Here is a 21412-nt window from a genome sequence, read left to right as displayed (position 1 = left end):
TTTTTGTCGCTGTTATAGGTAGGGAGAGCTGGGGCCGGAGGTCTGTTCAAGACGTTGATATAAAACATCAAAAAAGCCCTCGCGGCATCGCCGGGAGGGCTTTTTCATGCGTCTTGCGACTACGTTCACCGATGGGTTGATCTGTGGGGTTCTACTCAGATCAGACCGTTACATCGGGTGTTGCTCTTCTTCGTAGAGCTCGGCCTTGGCGTCGCGCAGGACATCTTCGCAGGCGCTGTGGTTGGCCAGTTGCAGCATCAGGTTCTGGCTGAGGGCGAAGCCCTTGCCCAGGCAGGTGTCGACCTCTTCGCGGGTGAGCGCCGGGGTGACATTGCAGTCAATCTTCATCGTACGACTACCGCCATCAAAGCGGTCGGCGAGGGCGCGCAAGCGCCAGGCAAGCCGTGTTTTCCAGCGGGCGGTGGGGTCGGGGCCTTCCGTCACGTCGAGCGTGCAACGCCATTCAGGTTTGTAGACCTTCATGTGAACCTCCTCGGCTGGTCGTTTTCAATGATCGATCGTGATGTTCTGCTCCGCGTGCTGTGCTTGATGTCGTGCCTTGTTGCTCGTACCAGAAATGCGTTCCAGTCGTGCATATGACAGTCGTGCTAGAGGCTCGCGCGTCATCTTGATCGTCGACAGGCCGAGCCTCTCTCTCACCATACGAGTTTTGGCGCCGAGATACATCAGTCTGAGTGTAAACGTTGCTTATCCTGATGTATCTGCAACAGCTGCTCCAGCGCCAGATGCAGCCAGTCGAAAGTATCAAGGGGCCTCACGACCCGCGCTGGCACGCCACTTTGTGTAGCGGTGGCGGGGCTGTCAGGCGGAGTGTGCTCACCCAGCAGCTCCGCCAGGCTCTCGATCTGGATGCCTTCACTTAATGCGAATGTCTCAAGCTCGCCACTGGCCAGCCAGATCTCCTGAATCACCGTCGGCACCGCACTCATGGCACAGGCGTAGTCCAGAATCTCGCCGCGCTCGCGTTCTGCTGCAATGCGCGCGGCATGCGCCAGCAGTTGGGCGCTCAAGGCCGGAAAGCGCGCCTTGGCAATGCGGGCTGGCAGGCGAGAGTCGCCAGGCTCGGGCGCTTGCCAGCGGCGCAGTGCAGGAGAGGGCTGGGTGGAAGAGCACGGCATTGAAGCCTCTGGCGACGGGCAGGCAGACGGATGATCAGTCTTGGAGGCCATGTGGATAAACTCCAGCGCAATGGGCGAACCGGCAGGCCGGTCGAGGAGCGAGTGGCGAAGGTCGAGAGTCAGGGCGAGGCAGCAGAGGCGATCGCCGCTGATGGATCAGACAGCGAGAAAGGCAGAGTGTTGGATGACGGGAGAGTCAGTGTCTCTTGCGCGGCAGTCACTGCTGCTGTTTTACCCAGCAATGGCAGCTCGAGGGCACTAATCCCTCCGATGCGGCAGGCGTTTGCGTCAAGAATCGCGGAGCGGGTTGGGGCTGCCAAGTGATTAATCTTGCGAGAAAAATCATCAATCGATGCAACCAGGTGGCCACTTGGTGCGTACACAGCAGCACGTGCCCGCTGCGTTGCAGCGCCGGCCCATTCCCCTGGAGAGAATTGACATGACGAAGTACGCCGATCGAATCCGCATTTCCCTGTTGCTGCTGCGCCTCGGGGTCTTCCTCGTGATCACGATGTGGACACTGGACAAGTTCTTCAACCCTGGTCACGCCGCCGCCATCTTCGAGAAGTTCTATGCCATCGGTGGCGTGGGCGAGGGCATCGTCATCGCGATTGCCGTCATCGAGATGGTGCTGTTGCTGCTGTTCGTCACCGGCGTGAAGAAGACCCTCACATACGGTCTGGTGATGTTGCTGCACGCCGGGTCTACCTTCTCTGCCTTCAAGCAGTATCTGGACCCGTTCGATCATCTGCTGTTCTTCGCTGCCTGGCCGATGCTGGCCGCCTGTGTCGCGCTGTTCATGCTGCGCGAGATCGACACCTGCTTCACCCTCGGTGGCAAGCAGGCGCGTCTTGAGGAAGAAGCGGCACGCTAAGTGGCCGCGGCCGAGCTGGCTGCAAGGTTCGGCCACGGCCCTTGCTGAGATGACACACAAAAGCGCCGCTCGGGACATGCCCGGGCGGCGCTTTCGTGTGGGGAAGTATCGCCATCGTGCGTCTTCGTGTGGCCTTTGTTGCTTGCGCCGGGGAGAGTGGGGGGCTCCAGCGTCGTTATATGTTTCTTTTTATTGTTTTTGTCTAAAAGATAATCATGCGGCTTATGTGCAGATGATAAAGCCTATGGATGTAACTTCTGTGATCCATAATCGGTATTACGTAATCCTCTGTCGGCAAGGCTCACAGGCAGCACTGTGCTTGCTCAAATCACGTCACACCTTGCTACGCCATACGGGATTTCTGCTGCAGGCCCAGTGAGTCACTCAGCACCTTGAGAGCGCTTGAAAAATCTTCGGACTCGCTCGCCTGTGCGAGGCTGTCCGCGCTGGCTTTCTCACTGACGACACTGTTTGCGCTGGTCGTGTCGCTGGTCATTCCACTGCCGCTGACGCCGGCCATGCCGTGATCGCTGGTGATCACCTGATCGACGGGGTGAGCAGTCTCGTTGCCGAGTGCGTCGTCACTGGCGTTGCGCGCGATGATGGCGTGGAGGGCCGGCAAGCTGGCGTGATTGTGGAACTGCCAGACGCCATAGATGCGGCCATCGAAGGAGGCTTCACTGCCCAGTGTCGGGTCGACGGCGAGCCCGGCGCCCAGCCCGAACATGTAGAGGCCCGCGAGACGCTGGCCGTGGATGTCACAGGGGTTGCCGTTGGCATCGGAATCCAGACCGCCATTCACTTCGCGCAACGTGATGGGCTGATGGTGGGCGTCGCTGATGGTGGGAAGAATCGGCTGATAACCGTTGCACTGCACCACGATGGGCGCGTCGGCGAGGACTTCGCTGGCCAGTTCCAGGCGTTGGGCATTGCCGGGGCCGGTCTGCACCAGATGGATGTCCATCGCGCACTCTTCGATGCGGCCGGTGGCCAGAATTTCCTGACCGATGGCCAGTGCCCGGTAGCGCAGCCCGCCGGAGCGGTTGATGCGACCGCTGATCGGGCACACATCGCGCTCGGCGTCATAGTGATAGCCTGCGGCGCGCGCTTCCTCGGCATTCTCGAAGAACAGCCGAATCGGCGAGCGATGCAGCAGGGTGATCTCCTTGACGCGGGTATTGCGCAGCGCGTCGGCCAGCACGTCGAGCATCGAGAAGGCGCTGTGCGAGCCACCCACCACACAGACGCGACCACCACGACGCAGTCGCGGCAACAGCAGGCTGCGCAGTTGCCCCGGCGGCATGCGCAACAGCTCATCGCCGCTGTAGATGCGTGCGCGCCGCGACGGTGTCAGTCCCTGACGATTGAGGCTCCGGGTCAATCGCTCCGGGCACTGCTGGCCGCCGAGGTTGAGCACCAGGTTCTCGGTGCGCAGTCGCGACGTGCGCTGGGACACTTCCGGTGCATGCGAGAGAGTCAGAATGCTGGTGCCGTCTAGGTACTGCAGCGTGTCCAGGCTGGTGCCGCACCACATCTCGACGCCCGGCAGGGCGGTGATGTGCGCCAATACCAGGGCGCTGGCGGCTTCCAGCAGCTCGCCGATCTCATCGAGTCGCGGGGAGGAGTAGGGATCGGCCCGGATTCGCTCCAGGCAAGGTTCGCCTTCAAGCGGGGCCAGCACGTCGGCGAGTGCCGGGTCGCGCAGGCAGTCGAGGAACACATCGCCGACCGAGTTGGCGGTGATGCGGTATTCGCCCAGCCGACCAGCGCCAAGCTTGCCGCTGGCGTGGGTGCCGCCGGCATCAAGAATCAACAGCCGGTGGCGGGCCAGTGCCGTGATCTGGCCTGTCTTGAGGGCATTGAACAGAAATCCCATGCCAGCCGGGCCGACACCGGCCACGATGCATCCGTAGCCCGTGATACTTGAGAGGTCCTTCATGTCGTCTTGCTCCCTGAGTCGTCGTGACATCTTGTGGCTGTTTCGGTAGAGAGGCGTGATCCCCTCTGACAGCTGGCGGCTTGATGGCTGCGCCGCTCTATTGCTGCTCCCCCTGTCATCGGGGCAGCGGTGACCGTGGTGTTGCGGGTGGCAAAGATCGCTTGTCCTTGCGATGTCGTTTGCGATTTCTCACGTCATGACAGCAACTTGCATGCGCTTGGTGTTGTGATTTCCGGCGATGACGCTGCAGGATTCACGTCGATGTTGCCTTGTATGGCCATCGGATTTTCATGACCGGCCTTTCATGATCAGAGTCATGGCCAGAGTCATGATCTGCTGCAAAGGCATAAAGCGTACTTGCAACGATCGAATTCGGGAGACCACCCCGAGATCGATAACACCTGAGCGGCGCGGATAGCATTTCGATACCTGCAAGTCATTGATATACATGGCATCGATTTAGGCTTGGCCTTTGGGCGCGCGGCTGCTCAACAGCGGCTGACGAGCGGTGTCCAGCAGCACATCACGGATGAGGGATGGCATTCCTCATGCCCGGCATGGGGGTAAGGCCACCTCCGTACGCGTCAATCCTGGTGTGTCATTGGCACTCATGGTCTGAGACAGATAACAAGAACGTCTTGATGATTGTTCCATCACGAATGTCGGCGCCATTTTCGTGGACTTCGCTGCATGGAATACATGATGTGAAACATGCTTCTGCGCAGCCGCTGCCTGATATGGGGATGCCGTGATATGCCAACAGGATGTTGGTCATTTTGTTTAATTAACGATAATTAATAAATGATATTTGGCGGGAATCGAATCCTGTCGTGACGAAAATCATGCTTTGAGTTGAGTCACGTTCGAGCTGGCTAATACGGTGTGCTGAGGGGTGGGGCTGGCGGAAAAGAGAAGGCGTTGCTCAAAAAGGCTATCTCGCCTGGGGAGCAGGCATCAGGCGCTGGCGTCCGCGGAAGGCGTCGGTGGCCACGCTCTGCTATGCTCTGCGCCCGCGCGTAAGCCTGTTCGGCTCGTGCCTGTTCATCGATTGAAGGAATGCCCCCGTGACTGACGCCACCGCCACCCCTGCCTTTGCCTCTCTGGCGCTGGCGCCCGAGCTGCTCGACAACCTCGCCACGCTCGACTATCACACCATGACGCCGATTCAGGCGCAGAGCCTGCCGCCGATGCTGGAAGGCCGCGATGTCATCGCCCAGGGCCAGACCGGCTCCGGCAAGACCGCTGCCTTCGGTCTGGGGCTTCTGTCACGCCTCAAGGTCTCGCGCTTCCGTGTGCAGTCACTGGTGCTGTGTCCGACACGTGAGCTGGCTGATCAGGTCGCCGGCGAGATCCGTCGTCTGGCGCGCGGTCTGCACAACGTCAAGGTGCTGACCCTGTGTGGCGGTGCTCCCTTCGGCCCCCAGCTGGGTTCGCTGGAACACGGCGCGCACATCATCGTTGGCACGCCGGGGCGCGTGGATGAGCACCTGCGTAAGGGCAGCCTGAGCCTTGAGGAGCTCAATACCCTGGTGCTGGATGAAGCCGACCGCATGCTCGACATGGGCTTTGCCGAGGTGCTGGATGCCATCGTCGCCGAGACCCCGGAGGAGCGTCAGACGCTGCTGTTCAGCGCGACCTTCGCCGATGGCGTGCGTCCGATCGCCGAGCGCATGCTGCGTGACCCGGTCAGCATCGAGGTGGCCTCCACCCACGATGACAGCAGCATCCGTCAGCTGTTCCACCGTGTCGCCGATGACGAGGCGCGCTTCGAGGCGCTGCGTATCCTGCTGCTCAAGTACCGCCCGGAATCCAGCGTGGTGTTCTGCAACACCAAGCGTCAGGCGCAGGAAGTCAGCGATGCCCTCAATGAGCACGGCTTCAGTGCCATGGCGCTGCACGGTGACCTCGAACAGCGCGAGCGTGACCAGACGCTGGTGATGTTCGCCAACAAGAGCACCTCGATTCTGGTGGCCACCGATGTCGCGGCGCGCGGGCTGGATATCGATGCGCTGGATGCGGTGTTCAACTACGAGATCGCGCGTGATCTCGACGCCCACGTGCACCGTGTCGGGCGTACCGGCCGCGCGGGCAGCTCCGGCATCGCCTGTACGCTTTACACCGAGAAGGAAGACTATCGCCTGGCCAGGCTGGGTGAATTCCTCGAGCAGACCCTGGAAGCCGAGCCGCTGCCCTCGAAGAGCATGCTGACCCGCGAGCCGTTCCATGCGCGCATGGCGACGCTGCAGATCGATGGTGGCAAGAAGGACAAGCTGCGTCCCGGCGATATCCTCGGCGCACTGACTGGTGACGGCGGCCTGGAAGGCAGCAAGATCGGCAAGATCAAGGTACTGGCGCGGACCACCTTCCTCGCCGTGGAGCGTGATGTCGCCAAGTCGGCACTCACCCAGCTGATGAATGGCAAGCTCAAGGGCCGCTCCTTCCGCGCGCGTCGTCTCAAGAGCTGAGGCGGGCAGCGTCGGCGACGCGTCTGACTGCTGGCGGCGAGATGCCTGAGAGGGGCTGAACCAGGCATTTCATCTGTCATGCGACCTTGATATCACCCCGGGCGATGCCCGCCACCACGGCGGGCATCGTGCTTTTTGAGCAGCAGATTGACGCTCGCAGCCGCTGCGGGCGGTGGCTACGCTTGAGGTAACGTCCCTGGCCATCAGGGCGCTGATCCGGTACCTCGTGATGACTGCCAACGCCGTCGATAACCTTCGCATTCGTGAAGAGCGTCTCATTGATCATGAGCGCATCTACCGCATTCATGAATCCGTCTTTGCCGGCCATCGTGAAGCGCGCCTGGGTGACAGATTGCGTCGAGGCAATCTGGCGCAGATCTCGCTGGTGGCCGAGCGTGTCACCGACCCGGAGACCGGCCGCCACCTCAGTGAAGGCGAGGGCGGCCTGCTGGGGCATGTGATGGTGTCGCGCGTGGAGCTTTCCGGCTACCCGGACCGCGTGCTGATGGCGTTGGCACCGCTGGCGGTGCTGCCACAGCATCAGCGTCACGGCATCGGCAAGCGGCTGGTGATCTCGGCGGTCAAGCGCTGTCGACTGCTGGGGGCGGGGGCCGTGGTGGCGGCCGGTCATGCGGATTTCTATACCCACCTGGGCTTTCATCCGGCGTGTCACTACGGGCTCTACTGCCATCATGACGACGTGCCGGGTTCCTTCGTCGCCTTCGAGCTGCAGCCGGACTATCTGGAGGGGCTGGGCGGTGAAGTGCAGTTTCCCGATACCTTCTCTGAGCTGGGGATCTGAGCAGCCCTGAGCGGTTGCCCTGAACAGCCCTGAGTGATTGGTCTTGATCAGCAACAGGCAACTCGGCGTTGCGTGACCCTTGAAACGACAAGGCTCCCGCTCCATGTCATGGGTAACACCACGTGGCAGCCTGCGGGTGATGGCAGGTGTCGCGTCATTCCGACCGATGATTCAAGGAGAGACATCATGAAGCTCAAGACTCTGGGTAGTTCGCTGATGATTGCCATGCTCGGTCTCGGTGGCCTGTCGCTCGCCGGTTGCGAGGACGAAGGCCCGATGGAGAAGGCCGGTGAGAAGATGGACAACGCCGTCGAGGAAGCCGGTGATAGCGTCGAGAACGCCACCGATAGCTGAGGCTCGGCTGCCAGCGCCGCGATGAGTCGCCGCTGACCTGAGCTGTCATCAGACACAAGAAGGCCCCGCCTCTGGGAGGCGGGGCCTTCTTGTGTCTGGCTCGGGGAGAAGGAAATCCGCTTATGCAGAGACGGGCTGCTGCTCGCTCTGCTGCTTGCGGTCCGCGATGGCGGCGTCGTAGGCGCGGCTTTCCTCGGCTTCGGTGGCGGCGCTGAAGCGCACCAGCAGCGCGAACAGCGAGATCACGATCACGCCCATGCCCAGATACATCAGGCCTTCCTGGTAGGTCAGCTCCTCACTGCGGAACAGGAAGCCCGCGGCGACCGCGCCTGCGTTGCCGCCCGCACCGACGATACCGGCGACCGCGCCGAGCGCCTTGCGATTGACGAAGGGCACGATACCGAAGGTCGCGCCCTCCGCCATCTGCACGAAGAGGCTGAAGACCAGCATGATGCCGATGGCCACCGCGAGGGTTTCCATCTGTGCGAAGCCGACCAGCGCGACGCCTTCACACAGCAGCGCGATGAACAGCCAGCGCACGCGGCCCTTGAGGCCAGACTGGCGGGCGAACAGGTCGGAGAAGACGCCGCCCAGGGTGCGGGCGAACAGGTTCATCAGACCGAACAGGCCGGCGATGAGACCGGCGGTGGCGAGATCGAGATCGAAGTGGTCGAAGAAGTAGATGGCGGCGACGTTGTTGATGGTCAGCTCGACCCCGAAGCAGGCGCCGTATACGAGGAACAGTGCCCAGACGCGGATGTCGCGTGCTGCCGCGCCGAAGGTGGCGCGCATGCTGTATTCCTTCTCGGCCTTGGGCAGCTCACCACGCTCACGCAGCTCGCTGAAGTTGCCGTCCGGCGCATCCTGGGTGAAGAAGTAGTAGGCGATACCGGTGAGGAACAGCACGATGCCCGGCACGACCATCGCCAGACGCCAGCCCAGGGTCTGCTCGACGCCCAGCATCAGCAGGCCGGCCATCACCAGCGGCATCAGCATCTGGGTGGTGCCGCCGCCCAGGTTGCCCCAGCCTGCGGTGGTGGCGTTGGCGGTACCGACCACGTTGGGGCCGAACATCACGGAGGTATGGTACTGGGTGATGACGAAGGAAGCGCCGATGGCACCGATGGCCAGACGGGCCAGGAAGAAGGATTCGAAGCTGTCGGCGAAACCGATGCACATCACCGGCAGCGAGCCGAGGCACAAGAGCCAGGTGTAGGCCTTGCGTGGCCCGATGCGATCACACAGCACGCCGATGGCGAGACGCACGATCACCGTGATGGCGACGGAGGCGATGATGGTGTTGCCGATCTGGGTCTTGGTCAGGCCGAGGTCGTCACGCACCACGGCCATCAGCGGCGCGATACCGAACCAGCCGAAGAAGCAGACGTGGAACGCGAACCACGACATGTGGAAGGCGCGCATTTGCGGGGTGTTGAAGCTGAACAGCCGGATGCGGCTGGCCTTGTTGCGGATATCCATGAGTGGGCTCCTGATTCAGCGTCGGTGCCGGGCACGAGGTCAGGTGTGCTCGGCGAGTGGTCGAACGGCTGTGAATGAACGACAGCAAGGGCGCCTCGTCATTGAGGGGCCTGGTTCGACGCACTCGTACTCCGAAGAGCCTGGTCCACGTCATGGAAAGCGATGGCAGCAGTCGGTGATGCCATGGTTGCCGGCAGCAGAGTGTCCGTGCGGCAAGTGACTGGAACAAAGCAAGTAGCGCGCCAGTTGCGGGGGTGTGGGCGGGACAAGTCCCAGAAGATCAATGGCTTGGCAAGGACAGTAGGGTGGCACGCGCAGACGGTGACCCGGGCTGGATGCGCGCTCGATGCGCGCTGGCGGTGCGTCAGCAAGGCGCGGGGTACCAGACTGGCGCACGCCAATGTCGCTGGGAGGGTCGGCAAGGCGCGTGCCTCATTGCAGTGCAGCGGCGCTTTCGACTCGGCCGCTCTGAAGGCCTTTGGCCGCAAGGTTGCACCAGATTGCGGCACGGATCCTGCTTGGGTGTAGCGCAAGATTCATGCCCGACTCAAGGAAACCTGACATGCCCGTGACCGTGCTGATCGTCGATGTCCGCAGTGAGCGCTCCGCCGCGCTGGAGCAGGCGCTATTGAGCGCCGGCTTCGAGGTGGCGCTGCGCGTTGACGAGCACGAGGACCTGCACGCGCTGGTCGAGCAGCATCAGCCCGATGCGGTGATCATCGACGCCGACCTGCCCAGCCGCGACACCCTGGAGCATCTCGGCCAGCTGGGGCGACGCTATCCCAAGCCGATGATCATGCTGGCCAGTGAAGATGCGCCAGACCTCGTGCGTGAGGCGGCCGGCGCCGGTGTCTCGGCCTATGTGGTGGACCACGTCATGCCAGCGATGGTGCGCAGCATGGTCGAGGTCGCCATCACCAGCTTCGAGGCGCACCGTGCACTCAAGGGTGAGCTCAACCGTACCCAGACCACATTGGTGCAGCGGCGCAGTGTCGATCGCGCCAAGGCCGTGGTGATGGAGACGCGCGGGCTCAGTGAAGATGCCGCCTATCAATACCTGCGCAAGACCGCCATGAACCGGCGCCTGGCCCTGCATGAGCTGGCCGATGAGCTGCTCAAGGCCGCGCGTCGGCGCTGAGCCGGTCGCCGTACTGTCCTTCTCTCTCGATCGTTCAAGAGGTGTGCGTGATGCCCACAGATGTACCCCTGAATGGCCATCAGCTGACGCTGGGCCTGATGCCACTCAATGATGCCGCTCCCTTCGTGGTCGCTGAGCAGTTGGGGCTTTTCCGCGAGGAGGGGCTGGCGGTGACACTCAAGTGGCAACCCTCGTGGGCGGCGTTGCGTGATGACCTGCAGACCGGCGTGCTGCAGGGCGCGCAGATGCTGGCGCTGATGCCGCTGACCTCGACCCTGGGCCTGGATGGTCGCGCCACGCCGGTGATCAGTGCCATGACACTGAATCTGGGCGGCAACTCCATCACCCTGTCGCGCGCGCTGATGGCCACCCTCGGTGAGGATGGCCACGACCTCGCCAGCCCGTTGCAGGTCGCGAAGGCGCTGGAGGCGCATGTGCGCGAGCGCAAGCAGCGCGGCGAGCCGCTGCTCAAGCTGGCCAGCGTGCACCCGTTCTCTTCGCACCGGTATCTTTTGCGCTACTGGTTGGCGGCGGGCGGTATCAACCCGGACCGCGACGTCGAGATGCGCGCCGTGGCACCGCCGCTGATGGCCGCGCAACTGGCCAGCGGTGCGCTGGATGGCTTCTGTGTCGGTGAGCCCTGGAACAGCCTGGCGGCGGCGCAGGGCATGGGGCAGGTGGTGGCGGGCAGTCATGATATCTGGCGCTTCGGGCAGGAAAAGGTGCTGGGCGTGCGCGAGGACTGGGCGGAGCAGCATCCGCTGGCGCATCAGGCGCTGATTCGCGCGCTGCTCAAGGCCTGCGCCTGGCTGGACCGCCCCGGCAATCGGGCCAGGGCCGCCGAGTGGCTGCATGATGAGGGCATGCCGGAGGTGCCGATGAGCGTGGTGACGCGCGGACTGGAAGACGTGGATGTCGAGCAGTCGGTGGAGGAGTTTCAGCAGCAAAATCCCGGCTGGACCATCTTCCATCGCTACGCGGCCAACTTCCCGTGGCGTTCCCACACACGCTGGTACATCGCCCAGATGCAGCGCTGGGGCCATCTGCAGGGCTTCAGTGACGAGGATCTCGAGGCGACGCTGGCGCGGTGCGTCCGGCCGGACCTCTACCGCACGGCGGCCCGCAAGCTGGGCATGGTGGTGCCGGTGGTGGATGAGCGCAGCGAAGGCACGCACCCGTCCCCCTGGTGGCTGAGCGGTGAGGCGGGCCAGGTGCCGATGCCGGCGGATGGTTTCATCGATGGTGCGGTCTTCGAATGACGTCGCGGGCGCGGTGCTTGCCGATCCGCGCTGGCGCGGGACTGGACAGCACTTGCAGAGTCGCCATCTCCCTTGCCGGATGGCAGGCGGGGAACCTGACGGCTCAGGCATGTTGGCAGTGCGGTTGTGATATTCTCATCGCACTGCCAGCACCGCGTCAGGGGATCGCATGACCACTCGCAAGTCTCAGATTCGCAAGGATAATGTCGAGCGCATTCTGCTCGCCGCCGAAAAGATCTTCGCTCTCAAGGGCTATGTCGGTGCCAGCATGGTCGATATTGCCGCCGAGGTAGAGCTGCCCAAGTCCAATCTGCATTACTACTTCAGCACCAAGGAAGCGCTGTATCGCGCGGTGCTCGATGGCCTGCTGGCGCTGTGGAAGGAAGATGCGCTGTGCTTCGAGGCCTACGACGACCCGCAGCTGGTGCTCTCCACCTACATTCGCGCCAAGATGATGCACTCGCGTCAGCGCCCCTATGGCTCCAAGGTGTGGGCCAGCGAGATCATGCAGGGCGCGCCGGTGCTGGGCGAGGAGCTGACGGTGTGGCTCGACGAGTGGGCCGAGATGAAGAAGTCACGTCTGCGCCAGTGGATCGGCGAGGGCCGCATCGACAACGTCGATGCCTCCGCCTACCTGTACATGATCTGGGCCAGCACCCAGCACTACGCCGACTTCGACCACCAGATCGCGGTGCTCAATCAGGGCAGGGCGCTGAGTGATCGGGAATTCGAGCAGGCAGTGCAGAACGTGACGCGGGTGCTGCTGAAGGGCGTCGGATTGTCTGCCTGATCCAAAAGGTGATTTCAGGTCTTGTTATCCTTGAGCTAATTAAGATCACCATTGCTGGATCATCAAGCCAATAAAAAGGGGCTGCCATTGCTGGCAGCCCCTTTTTCATTCTCATCTATTGCTGGCTGTTCCCCGGGTCAGAGGATCACCAGGCGATCAGGCCGCGCGATGCGGATTGCGCGGGTCCTCCATCCAGTTCATGTACGGCTTGCCGGTGTCCTGCACTTCCATGGTGATGCAATCCTCGACCGGGCAGGTGATCTCGCACAGGTTGCAGCCCACGCAGTCGGCGTCCTTCACCTCATAGCGGGCGGTGCCGTTGTCCTTGGCCAGATGCATGATGGCCTGGTGCGAGGTGTCCTCGCAGGCGATGTAGCAGCGTCCGCAGCCGATGCACTTGTCCTGGTCGATGCGGGCGATCACCTGATAGTTCATGTCCAGCTGCTTCCAGTCGGTGGTGTTGGGCACCGCCGCGCGCGAGAACTCATCGATGCGCTGATAGCCCTTGCTGTCCATCCAGCGCCCCAGGCCGTCCTTCATCTCCTCGACGATGCGGAAGCCGTGCAGCATCGCCGCCGTGCACACCTGCACGCTGCCCGCGCCGAGGGCAATGAATTCTGCGGCATCCTCCCAGTTGGAGATGCCGCCGATGCCGGAGATCGGCAGGTTGGCGGTTTCCGGCGTGCGTGCGATCTCGGCCACCATGTTCAGCGCGATGGGCTTCACGGCGCTGCCGCAATAGCCGCCGTGGGTGCTGCGGTCACCGACGATGGGATGCGCGACCATGCGGTCGAGATCCAGATGGGTGATGGAGTTGATGGTGTTGATCAGCGAGACGGCATCGGCACCGCCACGCCAGGCTGCCTTGGCCGGTTCGCGCACGTCGGTGATGTTGGGGGTCAGTTTGACGATCACCGGCAGCGAGCTGTAGGTCTTGCACCAGCGCGTGACCTGCTCGACATACTCCGGTACCTGGCCCACTGCGGCGCCCATGCCGCGTTCCGGCATGCCATGCGGGCAGCCGAAATTGAGTTCGATGCCGTCACAGCCGGTGGCCTCGACCTGCGGCAGGATGGTCTTCCAGGCCTCTTCCTCGCACGGCACCATCAGCGAGACGATCAGCGCGCGGTCCGGCCAGTCCTTCTTGACCTGGGTGATCTCACGCAGGTTGATCTCCAGCGAGCGGTCGGTGATCAGCTCGATGTTGTTGAAGCCGCTGACCTCGCCATTCGGGCCATAGTGCGCCGAGTAGCGTGACGAAACGTTCACCGCCGCCGGGTCTTCCCCCAGCGTCTTCCAGACCACGCCGCCCCAGCCGGCCTCGAAGGCGCGTACCACGTTGTAGGCCTTGTCGGTGGGCGGGGCGCTGGCCAGCCAGAAGGGATTGGGCGCGCGAATGCCGGCGAAGTTGATCGACAGATCGGCCTTGTAGCTGGCGACGTGATCGTCAGCCGCGCCAGCGCCTGGCGGACGTGCATTGTCATCGTTGAGCGGGGTATGAATGGTCATCAGGCGGCCTCCACCTTGAGCATCAGATCGTGATGGATGGCCTCGGCGGCCAGCTTGCCGTGGGCGACGGCTTGAACGGTGAGATCCTGCCCGCGGGCGATGCAGTCACCGCCGGCATAGACGCCCGGCAGACTGGTGCGCAGCATCTCGTCCACCTCTATCTTCGCTCCCTCGCGGGCCAGCCCTGCGGCATGGGCATCGCTCAGGCTCGCGTCATCGAAGCCCTGACCGATGGCGGTGAAGACCCCATCGCAGGCCAGCGTGAAGGTCTCGCCGGTATCGACGAGGCGGCCATCCTCGACCTGCGTGCGCGCGAACTGCATCGCGCTGAGCGCGGCGTCATCACCTTCTTCGCTTCTATCACTATCGTCTGCCACATCGATCGCCAGCGGGCGCGCCCAGGTGTGGATCATCACGCCATTGGCGCGCGCGATTTCCTGCTCGTGATGGGTAGCGGACATCTGCTCCTCGCCACGCCGGTAGACCAGATCCACCGTCTGCGCGCCCAGGCGTTTGGCCTGCACGGCGATGTCGATGGCGGTGTTGCCGGCGCCGATCACTACCGCGTGTCTGGGCACCGCCAGGGCGTTCAGTTCGCCACTCTGACGCAGCACCTTGATGAAGTCGGTGGCTGCCATCAGTCCGCTGGCATCCTCGCCGGTCAGGCCGAGGGCATGGCTGGTGCCAAGGCCGAGGCCCAGGAAGACGCTGTCGAATTCGCGTGTCAGAGAGGCCAGTGTCAGGTTGTCGCCGAGGCGCTGACCATGGCGGATCTCGATGCCGCCGATCTCGAGCAGGAATTCGACTTCGCGGGCGGCGAAGTCATCGGTCAGCTTGTAGCGGGCGATGCCGTATTCGTTGAGGCCGCCAGCCTTTTCCTCGGCCTCGAAGATCACCACGTCGTGGCCGAAACGCGCCAGGCGATGGGCGCAGGAAAGCCCGGCTGGCCCGGCGCCGACCACCGCGATACGCCGGCCGGTGCTGGCGCCACGCGTGAACGGATGGGCCTCGAACTGGGCGTTGTCCAGTGCATGGCGCTGCAGCAGGCCGATCAGCACCGGCTGGCACTCATCGCCCTGATTGCGCACGCAGGACTGCTCACAGAGGATCTCGGTGGGGCAGACGCGGGCGCAGCTGCCACCGAGGATGTTGGCATCGAGAATCTCGCTGGCGGCGCCTTCGAGATTGTCGTCGTGGATACGGCGAATGAAGGTCGGGATATCGATGCTGGTCGGACAGGCCTTGATGCAGGGCGCGTCAAAGCAATACAGACAGCGAGAGCTCTCGATGAAGGCCTGGCGCTTGGTGAGCGCCGGATGCAGATCAGTGAAGCGCGCAATCAGCGCCTCTTCCGCGAGCCCGCTCGGGGCCCAGTGGGAAGGTGTGGAGGATGTGGTCACGGTGTGGCTCCTGCCCGCGCTCAGGCGCGGGATCGTTGTTGTTGGTCTTGCAGGCGAGTCAGATCGTCATGCGCTAGCAGCGGCCTGGTTTGCAGTGCCAAGGGACCGGCAGCGCGTCAGGTGCGCCGCCAGGCCGTCGGTCAGTCGTGTCGTTCAGTCGTGTCGGTCTTGTCTTGTTCGAGTCGTTCGTCTGCCGTCAGCTGCGATCCACGGCGCTGACGACATTGCTCTCGGCGCGGGCCTTGAGCTGGTCGAAGACACTGGGGTAGGGCGGGCGCTCGACGTACTGGCCGTGGCCGCGCCTGGCATGCAGTTCGCCATCGCGCCATGCCCAGTCGCCGCGGCTGATGGTGTGGCGCGGGATACCCTTGACGGTGCGGCCTTCGAAGATGTTGAAGTCGATGTTCTGGTGGTGGGTCCTGGCCGAGATGGTGCGCTCGGCGTTGGGGTCCCAGACCACGATGTCGGCGTCGCTGCCGACGCGGATCGCGCCCTTGCGCGGATAGAGATTGAAGATCTTTGCCGCATTGGTGGAGGTCAGGCCGACGAAGTCCTCGGCGGAGAAGCGTCCGGTGTTGACGCCCTCGTGCCACAGCATCGCCATGCGATCCTCGACCCCGGCGGTGCCGTTGGGAATCTTCGAGAAGTCGTCCTTGCCCATCTCCTTCTGCTCGGCGCAGAAGCAGCAGTGGTCGGTAGCGGTGGTCTGCAGGTCTCCGGACTGGATGCCACCCCACAGTGCCTGGCGGTGCTCCAGCGAGCGGAACGGCGGGCTCATCACGTGGCCGGCCGCGAATTCCCAGCTCTTGTTCTGATAGACCTCTTCATCGATCAGCAGATGGCCTGCCAGCACCTCGCCGTAGACCGGCTGACCGTGCTCGCGGGCGTAGCGGATCTCCTCCAGCGCATCGGCGGTGGAGACATGGACCAGATACACCGGCGTGCCCAGGGTGCCGGCGATGCGGATGGCACGGCTGGCGGCTTCGCCCTCGACCTGCGGCGGGCGCGACAGCGGGTGCGCCTCCGGCCCGGTGATGCCGTCGGCCAGCAGCTTCTGCTGCAGGTGGTAGACCAGCTCGCCGTTCTCGGCATGCACGGTGGGAATCGCGCCCAGCTCCAGACAGCGCGCGAAGCTCGAGACGAGGGTGTCGTCCGGCGCCATGATGGCGTTCTTGTAGGCCATGAAGTGCTTGAAGCTGTTGACGCCGTAGTCGGAAACCAGCGTCTGCATGTCCTGGCTGACGCTCTCGTCCCACCAGGTGACCGCCACGTGGAAGCTGTAATCACAGCAGGACTTCTCGGCCCATTCGCGCCAGGTGTGATAGGCCTCCATCAGCGGTTGCTGCGGGGAGGGGATCACGAAATCGATGATCATGGTGGTGCCACCGGCCAGCGCCGCGGCGGTGCCGGTCTGGAAGTCTTCGCTGGCCACGGTGCCCATGAAGGGCAGCTGCATGTGGGTGTGCGGGTCGATGCCGCCGGGCATCACCAGACAGCCGCTGGCGTCGATCACCTCGCAGTCGTCCGGCACGTCCAGGTCGGTGCCGATGGCGGTGATGGTCTCGCCGTCACACAGCACATCGGCGGTGTAGCGCTCTTCGTGGGTCTGGATGCTGCCGCCCTTGATCAGGATTGCCATGAATCTCTCCCGGCCGCATCGCGCGGCCTTGTCCGGCATTGAGTGTCAGGTCGTCTTGTTGTCGTCGTGCGGGTCGTCTTGTTGTTGTCGTACGGGTCGTCAGTCCGTCACTCGCCATCGGTGAGACGGGTATAGGCGTCCGGGCGACGGTCGCGGAAGAACTGCCAGTTGTTGCGCACCTCGCGCACCATCGACATGTCGAGGTCGTGGATCAGCAGCTCATCCTCGGTGGCGCTGGCCTGGGCTTCGATCTGACCGCGTGGATTCACGAAGTAGGAGGAGCCGTAGAACTCGCCGATATCCCACGGCTGTTCATGGCCGACGCGGTTGATGGCGGCGATGTAGCAGCCATTGGCGGCGGCGGAGGCGGGTTGTTCCAGCTCCCACAGATATTGGGAAAGGCCCGCGACGGTGGCGGAGGGATTGAAGATGATCTCGGCGCCGTTGAGCGCCAATGCTCGCCAGCCTTCCGGGAAGTGGCGGTCGTAGCAGATGTAGACGCCGATGCGCCCGTAGGCGGTGTCGAAGACCGGCCAGTCAGACTTGCCCGGCTTGAAGAAGAACTTCTCCCAGAAGCCCGCCACCTGCGGGATGTGGGTCTTGTGATACTTGCCCAGATAGCTGCCGTCGGCATCTATGACGGCGGCGGTGTTGTAGTACACCCCCGGCTGCACTTCCTCGTAGAGGGGCACGATGATCACCATCTGATGCTTCTTCGCATACTGCTGCATCAGGGTGACGGTGGGGCCGTCGGGCACGCGCTCGGCGGCGGCATACCACTTGGCATCCTGGCTCGGGCAGAAATAGGGCTGATTGAAGACTTCCTGGAAGCACAGGATCTTGACGCCTGCCTCACCGGCCTGGTCGATCAGCGGCAGGTGGGCCTCGTTCATGGCATCGCGGATCTGCGCGGGATCGAGCTCGGTGGAGACGTTGAGTCCCATCTGGATGACGGCACAACGCAGCTTGCCGGCATCCTCGGTATAGGAGATGCGGGAATCGTTCGACATGTCTTCCTCATCGGGCGCCTGGCGCCGGTTGTTGTTGTCTTCAATGAGTGCTGGTGGGCTGAGCGGGTGAGCAGGGATAGCGCGAAATGGCCCCAGGAAAAAAACGCTGCCTGCCTGGCTAATCTGGATGCCGATGGCAGGTGTCGTGGGTCAGGAAAGGCCCGATTTAAATCCTGTCTCATCAGTCAGCTTAATGAACATTAGACAGTGTTCCCGCGTTCGGCAAGATGAAGTGTCAAATAAAGTCTTGTGGATTCATCTTGTTGTTATCAAAGAGTTTTTATCCCGAAAAAGACCCTATTTCACCATCGTGGTGCCTGGAGAATCAGCGTGGTTCACGCGAGTTTCAAGGGAAAACTCGATGCACAACAGTGGCTTGTGATCGTTTGCAGGGGCATTGCGCAAGACCGCCTTGCACCAGCTTGGAACCTGACCATACTGACAGTTGGCGCGAACACGGCTTGTCGCCACCTGTCAGGCGTAATGCGGGAAAATACGCCCCATTGAATCTCAAGTTGTCTTGCGAGACAGGTTTGATTTGTCGGCAATAATCCGACCGGCGGCATGTGGTTTGCCACAGGGTTTTGCACATGAACTACGCAAGGTATCTCTACACGACCTGCCATAGAACTTTCTGCATCAGAATCTTCTGTATACAGTGCCGAATGAAGTGTGCCTGGTGAAGTATGCCGAACGGGGAGGAGCGAGGAGGAGTCAGGAAAGAGAAGACGAGAAAGGCAAGAAACGACAAGTGACACAAGGCAAGCGCAGTGCATCACCCTCAACAATAACAACAGCTGAACAGGTGAGGACTCATGGCCCCGACACAGACGCGCTCGCACATGGTGCGCAGCAATGAGGAAATGATCGAGCTGGTGGTGGCACAGGATGTCGCCCGCAGCCCGCGTTACAACGAGGATATCGCGCCGACCAAGAGTGCCGAACGCACCTGGTCGCGCTGGAATATCGCCGCACTGTGGGTCGGCATGTCGATCTGCGTGCCGACCTACACCCTGGGTGGCGTCCTGACCGCCTACTTCGGCCTGAGCGTCGGCGAGGCGCTGTTCACGATTCTGGTCGCCAACCTGGTGGTGCTGATTCCGCTGACCCTCAACGCCTTCCCCGGCACGCGCTTCGGGGTCCCCTTCCCGGTGGTGCTGCGTTCCTCCTTCGGCATCATCGGCTCCAACGTGCCATGCATGATTCGCGCGGTGGTGGCCTGTGGCTGGTTCGGTATCCAGACGATGTTCGGCGGGCTGGCGATCCATCTGCTGCTGTCGAGCCTCTCGGCCGACTGGAAGGCGCTGGGCGGGGTAGGCGAGGTCATCGGCTTCTTCGTGTTCTGGGCGCTCAACCTGTTCGTGGTGATTCGCGGCGCGGAATCCATCAAATGGCTGGAGACGCTCTCCGCGCCCTTGCTGCTGGCGGTGGGTGTCGGCCTGATGGTGTGGGCGCTGCCGCATACCTCGATCAGCGAGCTGCTGGCCCAGCCGCCGAATCGTCCCGAGGGCGATGGCGTGGCCAGCTACTTCATGGCGGGTCTGACCGCGATGGTCGGCTTCTGGGCGACGCTGTCCCTGAACATTCCTGACTTCAGCCGTTACGCGAAGAGCCAGAAGGACCAGATCGTCGGTCAGATCATCGGCCTGCCGCTGACGATGTTCTTCTTCGCGGCGCTCGGCGTTGTGCTGACGGCCGCTTCCAGCTCGCTGGTGGGCGAGACCATCTCCGATCCGGTCAACCTGATCGGGCGCATCGACAGCCCCGGCTGGGTCGCCATCGCCATGGTGCTGATCATCATCGCGACCCTCTCCACCAATACCGCGGCCAACATCGTCTCGCCGACCAATGACTTCCAGAACATCGCACCGAAGTTGATCAACCAGACGCGCGGCGTATTGCTGACCGGGCTGGTCGGGGTGCTGCTGATGGGCTTCGAGCTGATCAAGAAGATGGGCTGGATCGTCTCGGACGTCAGTCTCGAGAGCCTCTATTCCAACTGGCTGCTGGGCTATTCGAGTCTGCTGGGGCCGATCGCGGGGATCATGATCGTCGACTACTTCGTGATCCGTCGTCAGTCCTTCGATCTACCGGCACTCTATCTGGATGGCAGCACCTATCCGGCCTTCAATCCGGCGGGCTTCATCGCCTTCTTCGTGCCGGTGGGACTGACGGTGATCAGCTTCTCGCAACCCGGGCTTTCCTGGTTCTACGACTACGGCTGGTTCACCGGCTCGCTGCTCGGGGCGCTGGTCTACTTCGTGGCCAGCAAGCTGCTGGTCAAGGCACCGCCGGTGCATCTGCCCGAGGCAGTACCGGGCAGCGGGGCGCAGCGCGCCTGACGCCATTGGCGGCCAGGCGGCTGATGAACATGGTGAGTGCAACGACAGACGGGCTGCCGATCGGCAGCCCGTCTGTCATTCGTCGGCTTCTCCATTCATCCGCCCATCGACTCATCCGCTCATCAACTTGTCCGCTCATCAATTTGGCAGCTCATCCGCAGCGGCGCGTCATTCGCCAAGGCTGGGGATGCCATCTTCGAAGCGTTCGACCATGAAGTCGACGAACTGGCGCACCTTGGGTGAGAGATGGCGGTGGCGGGGGTAGACGATCCATACCCCGGTATCGCGCACCTGGTACTCGTCCAGCACCGAGATCAGCTTGCCGCTGGCCAGGTGGGGCGCGACGTAATAGTCGGGAATCTGGGCAAGGCCAAGGCCCTTGAGCGTGGCGTCCAACAGCGCCGGGCCGGAGTTGGCCTGCCAGCTGCCGGTGATGCGCACCTCGCGGCGCTGACCCTCGACCTCGAACAGCCACTCGCGCTTGGAACCGGCCAGACAGCGGTGGCTGGAGAGCTCGGCCAGCGTGTGCGGGCGCGGCGCCTGTTGGAAGTAGTCATGCGAGGCGACGACGAATTCGCGGCGGTCCACCAGTCGCCTTGCGATCAGCGAGGAGTCCTTGAGTACGCCCATGCGGATGGCGACGTCGAAGCCCTCGTCGATCAGTTCCACCGGACGGTTGGTGAAGTGCATCTGCACTTCCAGTTGCGGGTGCAGTAGCTGGAAGTCGTTGACCAGCGGCGCGACATAGCGCTCACCGAAGGTGGTGGCGCTGGTCAGCTTGAGCACGCCGCTGGGGCGAGCGTGGAAATCACCGATGGCCTGTTCGGCGGCGCGGAAGCCATCGAAGAGGTGATGGCAGTGCTCGAAATACACCTGTCCGGCATCGGTGAGACGCGTCTGACGGGTGGTGCGATAAAGCAATTGGGTATCGAGCTGGGCTTCCAGCTGACTGATCAGACGGCTGACATGTGAGCTGGACACCCCGAGATGACGGGCGGCACCGGAAAATGAGCCGATTCTGACGACTTCCACGAAGGCTTCGATACGGTCCCAGCGCTGCATGCTGGCTCCTCTTTCATTGTTGTTGAGTGGCAATAATCATCTGAGTGTCGACGGCTTAATCCCACCCGCATGACTGCGTAGACTGTGCCACATGCCAAGCCCGCAAGGATGAACCGCCAGGTCGGGCCCAGTGCCTGTCGCGTGGGTAGCCCCTCGGGCAACTCATCCCTGCGTCATGTCAGGTGCTGCTACCTTTCAGGGTGGCCTCCGT

17 protein-coding genes are annotated in these 21412 nt (G+C 62.8%); 8 read left to right on the top strand and 9 right to left on the bottom strand.

Annotated features, from left to right (window positions below):
- Positions 1-168 precede the first annotated feature (168 nt).
- Both QQF40_RS03845 and QQF40_RS03840 read right to left on the bottom strand, forming a co-directional pair.
- A complete protein-coding gene (locus QQF40_RS03845; protein WP_043333722.1) occupies positions 169-483 on the bottom strand; it encodes a hypothetical protein in 315 nt (104 codons plus the stop codon).
- Between the two features lie 203 nt (positions 484-686).
- Positions 687-1190 carry a hypothetical protein gene (locus tag QQF40_RS03840; protein ID WP_285460501.1) on the bottom strand — a complete coding sequence of 168 codons (504 nt, stop codon included), beginning with the start codon at positions 1188-1190 and terminating at the stop codon, positions 687-689.
- A 388-nt stretch (positions 1191-1578) separates the two neighbouring features.
- Here QQF40_RS03840 and QQF40_RS03835 point away from each other — a divergent pair, with 388 nt between their 5' ends.
- Positions 1579-2013, top strand: a complete 435-nt coding sequence (locus tag QQF40_RS03835) for a hypothetical protein (RefSeq protein WP_285460500.1) — start codon at positions 1579-1581, stop codon at positions 2011-2013.
- 343 nt (positions 2014-2356) lie between these two features.
- Here QQF40_RS03835 and QQF40_RS03830 read toward each other — a convergent pair whose 3' ends face one another.
- Complete coding sequence (locus QQF40_RS03830; RefSeq protein ID WP_285460499.1) at positions 2357-3952, bottom strand: hypothetical protein; 1596 nt, start codon at positions 3950-3952, stop codon at positions 2357-2359.
- Positions 3953-5016: 1064 nt separating this feature from the next.
- Here QQF40_RS03830 and dbpA point away from each other — a divergent pair.
- From dbpA to QQF40_RS03815, 3 genes are all read left to right on the top strand, one after another.
- Positions 5017-6417: an ATP-dependent RNA helicase DbpA gene (dbpA, locus tag QQF40_RS03825; RefSeq protein WP_285460498.1), complete on the top strand. Its 1401-nt coding sequence runs from the start codon at positions 5017-5019 to the stop codon at positions 6415-6417.
- Between the two features lie 229 nt (positions 6418-6646).
- On the top strand, positions 6647-7219 hold the full coding sequence (locus tag QQF40_RS03820; protein WP_285460497.1) for a GNAT family N-acetyltransferase: 573 nt from the start codon (positions 6647-6649) through the stop codon (positions 7217-7219).
- Positions 7220-7405: 186 nt separating this feature from the next.
- Positions 7406-7573 carry a hypothetical protein gene (locus QQF40_RS03815; RefSeq protein WP_166019763.1) on the top strand — a complete coding sequence of 56 codons (168 nt, stop codon included), beginning with the start codon at positions 7406-7408 and terminating at the stop codon, positions 7571-7573.
- A gap of 120 nt (positions 7574-7693) precedes the next feature.
- Here the strand turns inward: QQF40_RS03815 and QQF40_RS03810 are convergent, their stop codons facing one another.
- A complete protein-coding gene (locus tag QQF40_RS03810) occupies positions 7694-9052 on the bottom strand; it encodes a NarK family nitrate/nitrite MFS transporter (protein WP_285460496.1) in 1359 nt (452 codons plus the stop codon).
- Between the two features lie 562 nt (positions 9053-9614).
- Here QQF40_RS03810 and QQF40_RS03805 point away from each other — a divergent pair.
- The 3 genes from QQF40_RS03805 (at position 9615) to QQF40_RS03795 (ending at position 12239) form a co-directional block, all read left to right on the top strand.
- Positions 9615-10190, top strand: a complete 576-nt coding sequence (locus tag QQF40_RS03805) for an ANTAR domain-containing response regulator (RefSeq protein ID WP_054555320.1) — start codon at positions 9615-9617, stop codon at positions 10188-10190.
- 50 nt (positions 10191-10240) lie between these two features.
- Positions 10241-11449 carry a CmpA/NrtA family ABC transporter substrate-binding protein gene (locus tag QQF40_RS03800; protein WP_285460495.1) on the top strand — a complete coding sequence of 403 codons (1209 nt, stop codon included), beginning with the start codon at positions 10241-10243 and terminating at the stop codon, positions 11447-11449.
- 169 nt (positions 11450-11618) lie between these two features.
- Complete coding sequence (locus QQF40_RS03795) at positions 11619-12239, top strand: TetR/AcrR family transcriptional regulator (RefSeq protein WP_285460494.1); 621 nt, start codon at positions 11619-11621, stop codon at positions 12237-12239.
- A 156-nt stretch (positions 12240-12395) separates the two neighbouring features.
- On the opposite strand, the gene preA is transcribed toward QQF40_RS03795, so the two are convergent.
- The 4 genes from preA to QQF40_RS03775 all read right to left on the bottom strand — a co-directional run bounded on the left by preA (position 12396) and on the right by QQF40_RS03775 (position 17797).
- Positions 12396-13748 carry an NAD-dependent dihydropyrimidine dehydrogenase subunit PreA gene (gene preA / locus QQF40_RS03790; protein WP_285460493.1) on the bottom strand — a complete coding sequence of 451 codons (1353 nt, stop codon included), beginning with the start codon at positions 13746-13748 and terminating at the stop codon, positions 12396-12398.
- Complete coding sequence (locus QQF40_RS03785; RefSeq protein WP_285460492.1) at positions 13748-15148, bottom strand: NAD(P)-dependent oxidoreductase; 1401 nt, start codon at positions 15146-15148, stop codon at positions 13748-13750. The genes preA and QQF40_RS03785 overlap by 1 nt, the downstream gene beginning before the upstream one ends.
- 196 nt (positions 15149-15344) lie before the next feature.
- Entirely contained in the window at positions 15345-16787 is a 1443-nt protein-coding gene (gene hydA, locus QQF40_RS03780; protein WP_285460491.1) for a dihydropyrimidinase, read from the bottom strand.
- A 107-nt stretch (positions 16788-16894) separates the two neighbouring features.
- On the bottom strand, positions 16895-17797 hold the full coding sequence (locus QQF40_RS03775) for a nitrilase-related carbon-nitrogen hydrolase (RefSeq protein ID WP_285460490.1): 903 nt from the start codon (positions 17795-17797) through the stop codon (positions 16895-16897).
- Between the two features lie 815 nt (positions 17798-18612).
- On the opposite strand from QQF40_RS03775, the gene QQF40_RS03770 reads away from it, so the two are divergent.
- Positions 18613-20139 (top strand): NCS1 family nucleobase:cation symporter-1, encoded by a 1527-nt coding sequence (locus QQF40_RS03770; protein ID WP_439329790.1) that lies wholly within the window; start codon positions 18613-18615, stop codon positions 20137-20139.
- Positions 20140-20307: 168 nt separating this feature from the next.
- On the opposite strand, the gene QQF40_RS03765 is transcribed toward QQF40_RS03770, so the two are convergent.
- Positions 20308-21201 carry a LysR family transcriptional regulator gene (locus QQF40_RS03765; protein WP_253063055.1) on the bottom strand — a complete coding sequence of 298 codons (894 nt, stop codon included), beginning with the start codon at positions 21199-21201 and terminating at the stop codon, positions 20308-20310.
- Positions 21202-21412 lie beyond the last annotated feature (211 nt).

This window comes from Cobetia sp. LC6 (genome assembly GCF_030264805.1).
Classification (GTDB): Bacteria; Pseudomonadota; Gammaproteobacteria; order Pseudomonadales; family Halomonadaceae; genus Cobetia.
The sequence above is the reverse complement of the archived record's forward strand: the minus strand, read 5'-3'. Positions and strand labels throughout refer to the sequence as shown.

What these genes read in the sequence shown, in the direction of transcription:
- QQF40_RS03810 (WP_285460496.1), bottom strand. Translation starts at nt 9,052, where the DNA reads ATGGATATCCGCAACAAGGCCAGCCGCATCCGGCTGTTCAGCTTCAAC.
- QQF40_RS03800 (WP_285460495.1), top strand. Translation starts at nt 10,241, where the DNA reads ATGCCCACAGATGTACCCCTGAATGGCCATCAGCTGACGCTGGGCCTG.
- QQF40_RS03835 (WP_285460500.1), top strand. Translation starts at nt 1,579, where the DNA reads ATGACGAAGTACGCCGATCGAATCCGCATTTCCCTGTTGCTGCTGCGC.
- QQF40_RS03820 (WP_285460497.1), top strand. Translation starts at nt 6,647, where the DNA reads ATGACTGCCAACGCCGTCGATAACCTTCGCATTCGTGAAGAGCGTCTC.
- QQF40_RS03840 (WP_285460501.1), bottom strand. Translation starts at nt 1,190, where the DNA reads ATGGCCTCCAAGACTGATCATCCGTCTGCCTGCCCGTCGCCAGAGGCT.
- QQF40_RS03805 (WP_054555320.1), top strand. Translation starts at nt 9,615, where the DNA reads ATGCCCGTGACCGTGCTGATCGTCGATGTCCGCAGTGAGCGCTCCGCC.
- QQF40_RS03775 (WP_285460490.1), bottom strand. Translation starts at nt 17,797, where the DNA reads ATGTCGAACGATTCCCGCATCTCCTATACCGAGGATGCCGGCAAGCTG.
- preA (WP_285460493.1), bottom strand. Translation starts at nt 13,748, where the DNA reads ATGACCATTCATACCCCGCTCAACGATGACAATGCACGTCCGCCAGGC.
- QQF40_RS03830 (WP_285460499.1), bottom strand. Translation starts at nt 3,952, where the DNA reads ATGAAGGACCTCTCAAGTATCACGGGCTACGGATGCATCGTGGCCGGT.
- QQF40_RS03815 (WP_166019763.1), top strand. Translation starts at nt 7,406, where the DNA reads ATGAAGCTCAAGACTCTGGGTAGTTCGCTGATGATTGCCATGCTCGGT.
- QQF40_RS03795 (WP_285460494.1), top strand. Translation starts at nt 11,619, where the DNA reads ATGACCACTCGCAAGTCTCAGATTCGCAAGGATAATGTCGAGCGCATT.
- hydA (WP_285460491.1), bottom strand. Translation starts at nt 16,787, where the DNA reads ATGGCAATCCTGATCAAGGGCGGCAGCATCCAGACCCACGAAGAGCGC.
- QQF40_RS03845 (WP_043333722.1), bottom strand. Translation starts at nt 483, where the DNA reads ATGAAGGTCTACAAACCTGAATGGCGTTGCACGCTCGACGTGACGGAA.
- QQF40_RS03765 (WP_253063055.1), bottom strand. Translation starts at nt 21,201, where the DNA reads ATGCAGCGCTGGGACCGTATCGAAGCCTTCGTGGAAGTCGTCAGAATC.
- QQF40_RS03770 (WP_439329790.1), top strand. Translation starts at nt 18,613, where the DNA reads ATGGCCCCGACACAGACGCGCTCGCACATGGTGCGCAGCAATGAGGAA.